We start from the raw sequence: 9297 nt of genomic DNA on the forward strand, positions 1-9297 counted from the left end.
GGCCGAGGGGCGCCCGGGGAGGGGCGGCGGCTTCGGTTCAGGAGAGCTGCGACTGCACCTGGGACGAGATCAGTTCGAGGTGGTCGAGGTCGTCCAGGTCGAGCATCTGGAGGTAGACGCGCTGCGCGCCGATCTCCGCGTACCGGCCGATCTTCTCGACGACCTCGTCGGGCGATCCGGCGAGGCCGTTCGCCTTGAGTTCAGCCACGTCCCGGCCGATGGCCCGCGCGCGCCGGGCGACCTCCGCGTCGTCCTTGCCGACGCAGGCGACAAGGGCGTTGGAGTACACCAGGTCACCGGGCTTGCGCCCGGCCTGCTCGGCGGCCGCGCGGACCCGGCCGAACTGCCGCTCGCTGTCCTCGAGGGAGGCGAACGGGATGTTGAACTCGTCGGCGTACCGGGCGGCGAGCCGCGGCGTGCGGCTCGCTCCGTGCCCGCCGATGAGCACCGGCACCTTGGCCTGCGCGGGCTTCGGCAGCGCGGGCGAGTCGGTCAGCTGGTAGTGCGTGCCGTCGAAGCTGAACGTGCCGCCCACCTCCGTGCCCCACAGGCCCGTCACGATCGCCAGCTGCTCCTCGAGCCGGGCGAACTTCTCCTTGGGGAACGGGATGCCGTACGCGGTGTGCTCACCCTCGAACCAGCCCGCGCCCAGGCCGAGTTCGACGCGGCCGCCGGACATCTGGTCGACCTGCGCGACCTGGATGGCGAGCACTCCGGGCAGCCGGAACGTACCGGCCGTCATCAACGTGCCGAGCCTGATCCGGCTCGTCTCGCGGGCGAGACCCGCCAGGGTGATCCACGCGTCGGTGGGGCCCGGCAGTCCGTCGCTCGACCCCATCCGCAGATAGTGGTCGGAGCGGAAGAAGGCGTCGAAGCCCAGGTCCTCGGTGGCCTTGGCGACGGTGAGCAACGTGTCATAGGTGGCCCCCTGCTGGGGCTCGGTGAAGATGCGAAGATCCATGGCCCCATCCTGCACACATGGCGCCGCGCCACCCACCACGGGCCCGCCCCGCCCCTGCCCTCTCGGTCGGGTGAAATTCCCAGCAGCCCCGCCACGAACGGCCGTTCAGCTCCGCCCGTCGCTCAGCTCCGGCCCGCCGTTCAACTCCGGACCGCCGTTCAGCTCCGGACCGCGTTCAGCTCCGAGCCGCCAGGAACGCCTCCACCTCGTCGCGCCCCGGCGACGAGGGCTGCGCGCCCGTACGCGTCGTGCTGATCGCCGCCGCCGCACACGCCCAGCGCGCCGCCTGCTCCAACGTACGGCCCTCGGCGAGCGCCACCGCGAGGGCGCCGCAGAAGGAGTCGCCCGCGCCGGTGGTGTCGGTCGGGGTGACGGCGAACGCGGGGATGTGCAGGCGCGCCGTACCTTCGAGGAGCAGTACGCCGTCGCCGCCGAGGGTCACGACGACCGCGCCCGCGCCGGTCAGCTTGCGGGCCGCGGCGGTGATGTCGTCGACCGTCTCCGCCTCCGGTGTGCCGGTGAGCGCGGCCAGTTCGGTGCGGTTGGGTACGAGCAGGTCGACCCGCGGCGGTGGTACGGCGCCCTCGACGGCCGGTGCCGGGTTGTAGAGGACGAGCCCGCCCGCCAGGCGCGCCGCGGCGTGGTTGGCCGCGTCCGGCACCTCCTGCTGCAGCACGGTGACCTTGGCGGCGGCGAGCCGGTCCGCGGCCGCCTCGCAATCGGCCGCCGTCAGGCGGGAGTTGGCGCCGGGGCTCACGATGATGGAGTTCTCGCCCGCCGGGTTCACGGCGATCAGGGCGCGGCCGGTCGGCACCCGCGGGGTGCGCAGGATGTGGGTGGTGTCCACGCCCTGCTCACGGGCCGCGTCCACAAGGAGGTCGGCCGCGTCGTCGTCACCCACCCGCCCCACGAAGGCGACCTCGCCGCCGAGCCGGGCGGCGGCCACGGCCTGGTTGGCGCCCTTGCCGCCCGGGTGCTGCGCGATGTCACCGCCGAGGACGGTCTCCCCGGGTACGGGGTGGTGCGGGACCGGGGCGACCAGGTCCAGGTTGAGACTTCCGACGACGGCGATCACTGCGCTTCCTCCACGTCGTTCCGCACGACTGCGTTCCTGTTGTTCATGTCTGTTCCGTCCGGGGTACCCGGCGTGCCCCGCGTTCCCTGCCGCGCGCTGGATTCGCGTACGACCAGGCCGGGCGCGAGCCGTATCGCGTGCTGGGGGTGGGTGCCGTCGGCGGCCGGGGTGCGGCGCAGCAGCCGGGCCGCCTCCGCCGCGAGCGCCGCGACGGGCTGGCGCACCGTGGTGATGCCCGGCTCGGACAGGGCCGCCATCGGGATGTCGTCAAAGCCGGTGACGGCGACCTCGCCCGGCACGTCCACGCCCAGCTGGTGGAGGCGCTGGAGCGCGCCGACGGCGATCAGGTCGTTGGCGCACACCAGGGCGTCGGGCCGCTGGTCCCACACCTGATCGACGGCGGCGCGGCCCCACTCCACGGAGAAGTCGCCGAGCAGCACCCGGCGCGGGGCCTCGGGGTCGAGGGCGCCCGCCCCCGCCTCGTAGGCCTGGCGCCGTTCGGCCGCGGCCGAGGCCGTGCCGCGGGCGCCGAGGAAGCAGACGCGGCGGCGGCCGGTCGCCGCGAGGTGGTTGAGGACGAGGGTCATGCCCGCGGCGTTGTCGACCGCGACGGAGTCGGTGACGCCGGGGCCGCAGCCGCGGTCCATCAGGACCAGCGGCACCCGGGCCGCGGCCGCCGCCACCGCGTCGCGGCTGCGCCGCTCGTCGGCCGGGATGACCAGGAGCGCGTCGACCCGGCGGCTCAGCAGGTCGGCGATGTGCTCGGCCTCGGCGTCGGGGTCGTCGTCGCAGTCCGCGAGGAGCACGGCAAGGCCGTCGGCGTGCAGGGCGTGGGTGAGCGCACGTACGAGGGTCGGGTAGAAGGGGTTGGTGATCTGCGGCAGGACCAGGCCGACCGTGCCGGTGGCGCGGCTGCGGAGCGCGCGGGCGGCGTGGTTGGGGCGGTAGCCGAGCCGCTCGGCGGCGGCGCGGACACGCGCGGCGGTCTCGGCGCCCACCGGGCGCGTACCGGCAAGGACCCGCGAGACCGTGGCGACGGAACAGCCCGAGGCCCGTGCCACATCGCGCAGCGTTACGTCGGTCACGCCGGGCTCCCACCTGTTCGTCCGCACATCTCGACCCCCACTCCGGCAGAATTTCGGAAAACGTTATCAGCACCCGCCCCCACCGACCACCGTCTTCCGTACACCGGTGACGTACCTGTTCGTCGGTCGGCGCGACAGGTCACCCTGGACCCCCATTGACATAATTCGGGCGCCTGCTCATCCTCTCTGGATAACGTTTTCCGAACGCCGCCCCGCAGCGGCACGTTCAGCCGGACAAAGAGGTTCCGCGATGCCCCGAAAGATCATTCTCGACTGCGACCCCGGGCATGACGACGCGATCGCCATGCTGCTCGCCCACGGCAATCCCGAGGTCGAGCTCGTCGCCGTCACCACCGTCGTCGGCAATCAGACCTTGGAGAAGGTCACCCGCAACGCCCTCTCGGTGGCCCGCATCGCGAACATCACCGGCGTCCCCTTCGCCGCCGGCTGCCCCCGGCCGCTCGTACGGGCCGTGGAGACCGCGCCCGACATCCACGGCGAGTCCGGCATCGACGGGCCCGTGATGCCGGAGCCGACCCTCGACCTCGACCAGCGGCACGCGGTCGACCTGATCATCGACACCGTGATGGCGCACGAGCCGGGCGAGATCACCCTCGTACCGACGGCCGGGCTCACCAACATCGCCCTCGCCGTACGCAAGGAGCCGCGCATCGCCGAGCGGGTGCGCGAGGTCGTCCTGATGGGCGGCGGCTACCACGAGGGGAACTGGAGCCCCGTCGCCGAGTTCAACATCAAGATCGACCCGGAGGCGGCGCACATCGTCTTCAACGAGAGCTGGCCGGTCACCATGGTCGGACTCGACCTGACCCACCAGGCCCTCGCGACCCCCGAGGTGCGCGAGCGCATCGCGAAGGTCGGCACGAAGCCCGCCGTCTTCGTGGGTGAACTCCTGGACTTCTTCGGCTCGATGTACCTGGAGGCGCAGGGCTTCGCCCACCCGCCGGTGCACGACCCCTGCGCCGTCGCGTACGTCATCGACCCCGAGGTGATGACCGTCAGGAAGGCGCCCGTCGACATCGAGCTGACCGGCACCCTCACGCTCGGCATGACCGTCACCGACTTCCGGTCCCCCGCGCCCGCCGACTGCCACACCCAGGTCGCCGTCGACCTGGACCACCAGCGCTTCTGGGACCTCGTCGTGGACGCCCTCGAACGCATCGGGGACGTGTCCGCATGAGCGCCTCCTTCGACACGTCCGCGCCCGCCACGGACACCGGCGCCACGGGCGGACGTCCGACCCGGGTCTGGGTCCTGGTCGTGGCGCTGCTCGCGGCGTGTTTCGCGTTCCAGCTGAACGCGAGCATGCTCAGCCCCGCCCTGAAGAACATCGAGGACTCGCTCGGCGCCACCTCGGCCGAAGTCGGCCTGACGCAGACGGCGTTCTTCACCTCGGCCGCGCTGTTCTCACTGTTCCTGCCCCGGCTCGGCGACCTCGTGGGCCGCCGCCGGGTGCTCGTCTCGATGATGGTCCTGATGGTCGTCGGCTGTGTGGTCGCGGCGCTCGCGCAGAACGTGCCGACGCTGTTCGTCGGCCGGGTCGTCCAGGGCATCTCGGGCCCCACCGTGCCGCTCTGCCTGATCATGCTGCGCGGCGAGGTCCACGACCCCAAGAAGTACGGCACGCTGCTCGGCGTCATCACGGCGGTCAACGGCGGTATCGCGGGCGTCGACTCCATCGCGGGCGGCGCGCTCGCCGACCGCTACGGCTTCCAGTCGGTGTTCTGGGTGATGGCCGCCGTGGCCGCACTCGCCGCGGTCCTGGTCGCCACGCTCACCCCCGAGTCCGTCGCCGCCGGCGCGAAGACCCGGATGGACTGGCCCGGCGTGACGCTCCTTGTCGTGTCCGTCGGCGCGGCCCTGATCGCCCTCAACGAAGCCGGGAAGCTCGGCGCCGCCAACTGGTCGCTCGTGGTCGGCCTGTTCGTCGTGTGCGGGCTCGCCTTCGCCCTGTTCTGGCGTACGGAGAACCGCAGCAGCCATCCCCTCGTCGCCACCCGGCATCTGCGCCGCCGCTCCACCTGGGCGCTACTGCTTACCACCGTGCTCACCATGACCGGTGTGTTCGCCGTGATGAACGGGCTGATCCCGGCCTTCGCGCAGGACGCCCAGGCCGGTTTCGGGATGAGCGCCGAGGCCTCGGCCTGGTGGACCCTGACGCCGTACGCCCTCGCCGGTCTTGCCATGGGCCCGATCGCGGGACGGCTCGCCGCGACCTTCGGCTACGGACGGATCCTGCGCCTGGGCCTGATCGGCTCCGCCGCGATGGTCGCCCTGATGATCGTCACGCTGCGGGGCGACTCCCGCGCGCTGCTCCTGGTGACGGCCGTCCTCATCGGTGTCACCTACGCGGGCATCGGCAACATCGTGCTCAACGGGCTCGGCATCGTGCTGTCCCCGCGGGAGAACCCGGGCTTCCTGCCGGGCCTGAACGCGGGCGCCTTCAACCTGGGCGCCGGTCTCAGCTTCGCCGTCCTGTACGCGGTGCAGACCGCTGCGAAGCCCACGGACGGAACGTCGGCGGCGGGCTACACGGCGGGCATGATCGCCGGTGTCGTGCTGCTCGGGGCCGCGTTCCTGACGTCGTTCCTGATCCCCAAGCCCGTGGAGGCCGAGGAGAGTTGAGGCATCGGGCCCGCTTGGACGGGCCTGTCGGCCGGGCCGCCCTCAGGGCGGTCCGGCCGTGGAGTCGGGGGCCGGAAGCCCTTGCTCCCCCTCGCGCCTGGCCTCCCTGAGGGCCAGCCTGCGCAGCATCTCCAGGACCCGGTCGCGCGACTCGTCCGCGGCATCGATGGCCTCCACGCAGTTCCAGTAGTACGTCTGCGCCGCCGCCTCCGCCGAGCAGGAGACGCCGACCAGGGCGATACCGACCTCGCCGAGCAGCCCGCCGAGGCCCGCCAACGACGCGCTCGCGTCGCCGACTTCGGTCAGCTGGGCCGCGCGTATCGCCTCGATGCCGGGGGCCGACGCGGTGAGCACACCGCAGCCACGGCCGCTGACCTCGGTCAAGGACAGGGCCTCGCCCCGCAGTTCAAGGGGCCCGCCCACCGCGAGGCGGCTGCCCATCGCCTGGGCGAGCGCCTGCGCCTGCCAGGCCTCCGCCATGATGCTCGCCGGGTCGCGGGCGCGCGCCAGGGCGCCCCTCGTCGCCATGATGAGTCGCAACGCGTCCATGTGCCGTCCCCGTCCGCCAGTCGCACTCTTTCGAGTCCACTACCCAGAGTGAAGGTAGTCCGACCAAAAGACCAGGGGATTCCGGAATTCTGTGGACAGAATTTCGAATGTGGATAACTCGCTCACTCCGTAGAGTGACGGCGAGGGATCTTCGGCTCCGCCGAACCCACCGGAAAACGCTGCTCGTTGCGCTCGATCTTCGCCGCGAGCGCCGCGGCCGCGTCGATGCCCAGGACCTCGCAGAACTGCAGCAGATACGCGAGCACATCGGCGACCTCGTCGGTGACCCGGTGCGCGAACTTCGGGTCGTCCATCACCTTCGCCGACTGCTCGGGCGTCAACCACTGGAAGATCTCGACCAGTTCGGCCGCCTCCACACTGAGGGCCGACGCCAGGTTCTTCGGCGTGTGGTACTGCTGCCAGTCACGCGCGGCGGCGAACTCGGCCAGCCGACGCTGCAATTCCTTGAGGTCCAGATCAGTCACACCACAGGTCTACCACCTGGGTACGACGGTCTAGCGCGGAGCCGTCGCCCCCTCCTCCACCATCCCCTGCACCTCCGTACCGGGCGGAGTGAGGAGGAAGACGTTCCGGTCGACTCGGTGCATGCCGCTGCCGAGGCCCATGACGACGCCGCTGCTGAAGTCCAGGACGCGCTTGGCGACTTCGGTCTCCGCGCCGGACAGGTCGAGCAGGACCGGGACCTGCGCCATCAGGGTCTCGGCGACCTCGCGGGCGTCCGCGAAGATGTTGACCCGGTGCACCACGAACTGCCGCCGGTTCCCGGCGTCGGGCTCGGGCACCGCCCGGTGCCCCGGCCAGGACGGCCATTCGTCGCCGCTGCGCAAGGGCACGACCTGGGCGAGCCCCTCCCACTGTTCATCAGTGGCGTCGTGCCCGTAGCTGTTCACTGCCCCACCCCGTCCGGGCTCGCACTCAAAGACTGTTCCGGCCAATTCTTACGCCAACTCACCCGTTCGGCCCAACTGCGACACGGGGGCGTACGCGGCCGGAAGAAGACCTATCGGTCCCGCTCGTCCTGGAGGTGCGCCGCCCGCAGGGCCGCCTTGATCACGAACCGCCGCGTGGGCTCCTCGAGTTGGCCGCCGAACTGGGACATCAGGTTGCGCAGCCGGTAGCGCCGGCACCCTCCCGCTCCATCGGCGGCCGCGCGGGCGAAGGCAGTACGGGCCCGAGCAGAACGCGCCGGGCGATGTCCGGCGCAAAGAGCGTCGTGACGGGTGCGCTGAGCGTCAGCACGGACCGGAAGGCCCGGCCGACGACGGGATCGGAGGCGTACCGCTCCTGTACACGGCTCAGATACCAGCTGACCGGGCGGTCCACCGCGCGGGCGGCGACGGCGTTGCCGGTCGCGGTCGGCATCCGCTTGTCGGAGCCTGCCGAGATGTCCCAGGCCAGGCCCGCCGAGGCGAGGATCGCCCGCTGTGTACGGCGGGTGGTCGGCGTACGGCGGGGGTCGGCGAGCACGTCGCGCAGGGCCACGGCGTTCTGCGCGGCGACGGACATGCCCTGGCCGTAGATCGGGTTGAAGGTGCACAGGGCGTCGCCGGTCGCGAGGAACCCGGCGGGGCGGCGCCCCGGCAGGTCGTAGCGGCGCCGGATGTTCGCGGTCCGCCGGAACCCGAACACCGACGAGAGCGGCTCGGCCGCGCGCAGCCAGTCGTGCACGAACGGATGCGGCAACCGCTTGGCGTACGCCACGAACTCCTCGTCGTTCGTGGGTGGTTCATCCCCGCGAAGCCCGGAGAGGGTGACGATGCAGGTGCCGTCCTCCTGGGGGACGACGACGGCGCCGTAGGTCTGGGCGGGGTTGGGGATGACGTTGTAGCCGAGCTCCTGGCCGCCGATCCGGCCGCTCGGGTCGCGGTAGACGCGTGAGGCGTAGGCGAGGCCGGTGTCGATGGTCTCCTCGTACGGCGCGTCGGCGCCGAGCGCGGCCAGCCACTGCGGGGCCCTGGTCCCGCGCCCGGAGGCGTCCACGACCAGGTCGGCGGCGAGCGGCCGCGGCACCGCGTGTGCCGCACGCGCCCCGTCACCGCGCTCCCGCAGCAACACGCCCCGCACCCGCCCGGCGTCCCCGCTGAGGCCTACGACATCGGTCGCCTCGACAGCATGGATCGCGGGGTGCGCCAACACCCTTTGCCGTACGAGGTGTTCGAGCTGTGGGCGCGTACCGGTGTACAGATGCGTCGTCGCCTCCGTCCGCCGGAACCAACGCCCGCTCTGCCACTGCACCATGTCCGCGGGCAGGCCGACGCGCGGCGATCCCGCGGCCCGCAGCTCGTCCATGAATCCCGGAAGCAGCTCGTCAAGGGCGCGCTGGCCGCCGTCGAGCAGCACGTGCGTATGCCTGCTCTGCGGCGTCCCGGAGCGCGGCCCGGCCTCGACGGGGAAGCGGTCCCGTTCCACCACAGTCACGCGGTCGGCGTACTCGGCGAGCACCCGCGCCGCGAGCAGCCCCGCCAGACTTCCCCCGACGACGACGGCATGCCGCCCGCCACATCGCCCAGCCACGTCGTCCGTCTCCGCCACCGGCAAGGACACCGATGCTCACACCCCTTCGCTCTGCTCGGGCCGGGTGAGTCATCGGCCCGTGGTCAACTGTCAGTATTCCAGGGCGAGTCGGGCACACCTGCTCCCGGGGCCAGCGGTCTCACGGCGCCCCGCGGTGATCGCAGGCCTCGGCGTAGCCGTACACCAGACGACACCGCGGGTGGACTCCCTGAACGGCCTGCACGCAGACGACCTGCGCACCCTGCTCGCCGGCATTCGCTCAGGCGTGAGCCCGACCGAGACCCCGACAGCTCACGCAGGTAGCGCCGCCAGAAGCGCAGTTGACGGAGGGGCCGGATCCGGGAGCTCGCCCCTTCCAAGCCCGCCGCACAGCCCGGTATAGACACCCCTCCACCCCCGAAGTTAGGTTAGCCTTACCTCACCCTAATCGGGCCGAGCCGGCCCCACCG

The 9297-nt window shown here is 71.9% G+C and carries 9 protein-coding genes; 2 read left to right on the forward strand and 7 right to left on the reverse strand.

The features are described from left to right. Positions 1 to 37: 37 nt before the first annotated feature. From GUY60_RS28900 to GUY60_RS28910, 3 genes are all read right to left on the reverse strand, one after another. Positions 38 to 961, reverse strand: a complete 924-nt coding sequence (locus GUY60_RS28900; protein ID WP_161703061.1) for an LLM class F420-dependent oxidoreductase — start codon at positions 959 to 961, stop codon at positions 38 to 40. A gap of 175 nt (positions 962 to 1136) precedes the next feature. Continuing rightward, the gene (gene rbsK, locus GUY60_RS28905; protein WP_161703063.1) at positions 1137 to 2036 is read right to left on the reverse strand and encodes a ribokinase; all 900 of its coding nucleotides are present in this window, start codon (positions 2034 to 2036) and stop codon (positions 1137 to 1139) included. Then, on the reverse strand, positions 2033 to 3121 hold the full coding sequence (locus GUY60_RS28910; protein WP_161703065.1) for a LacI family DNA-binding transcriptional regulator: 1089 nt from the start codon (positions 3119 to 3121) through the stop codon (positions 2033 to 2035). The genes rbsK and GUY60_RS28910 overlap by 4 nt, the downstream gene beginning before the upstream one ends. Positions 3122 to 3371: 250 nt before the next feature. On the opposite strand from GUY60_RS28910, the gene uriH reads away from it, so the two are divergent. Together uriH and uriT are read left to right on the forward strand one after the other, a co-directional pair. Then, positions 3372 to 4319, forward strand: a complete 948-nt coding sequence (uriH, locus tag GUY60_RS28915; RefSeq protein ID WP_161703067.1) for a uridine-preferring nucleoside hydrolase UriH — start codon at positions 3372 to 3374, stop codon at positions 4317 to 4319. Next, positions 4316 to 5764 (forward strand): uridine transporter UriT, encoded by a 1449-nt coding sequence (gene uriT, locus GUY60_RS28920; RefSeq protein ID WP_161703069.1) that lies wholly within the window; start codon positions 4316 to 4318, stop codon positions 5762 to 5764. Before uriH ends, uriT begins: the two co-directional genes overlap by 4 nt. 42 nt (positions 5765 to 5806) lie before the next feature. Here the strand turns inward: uriT and GUY60_RS28925 are convergent, their stop codons facing one another. From GUY60_RS28925 to GUY60_RS28940, 4 genes are all read right to left on the reverse strand, one after another. Then, entirely contained in the window at positions 5807 to 6313 is a 507-nt protein-coding gene (locus GUY60_RS28925) for a DUF6099 family protein (RefSeq protein ID WP_161703071.1), read from the reverse strand. Between the two features lie 122 nt (positions 6314 to 6435). Beyond that, entirely contained in the window at positions 6436 to 6798 is a 363-nt protein-coding gene (locus GUY60_RS28930; RefSeq protein WP_161703073.1) for a nucleotide pyrophosphohydrolase, read from the reverse strand. 30 nt (positions 6799 to 6828) lie between these two features. Further along, positions 6829 to 7224 (reverse strand): cell division protein SepF, encoded by a 396-nt coding sequence (locus GUY60_RS28935; RefSeq protein ID WP_161703075.1) that lies wholly within the window; start codon positions 7222 to 7224, stop codon positions 6829 to 6831. Positions 7225 to 7432: 208 nt separating this feature from the next. Continuing rightward, on the reverse strand, positions 7433 to 8872 hold the full coding sequence (locus tag GUY60_RS28940) for an FAD-dependent oxidoreductase (protein ID WP_188133011.1): 1440 nt from the start codon (positions 8870 to 8872) through the stop codon (positions 7433 to 7435). Positions 8873 to 9297 lie beyond the last annotated feature (425 nt).

Origin of the sequence: Streptomyces boluensis, from assembly GCF_009908195.1 — a bacterium.
GTDB lineage: Bacteria > Actinomycetota > Actinomycetes > Streptomycetales > Streptomycetaceae > Streptomyces > Streptomyces boluensis.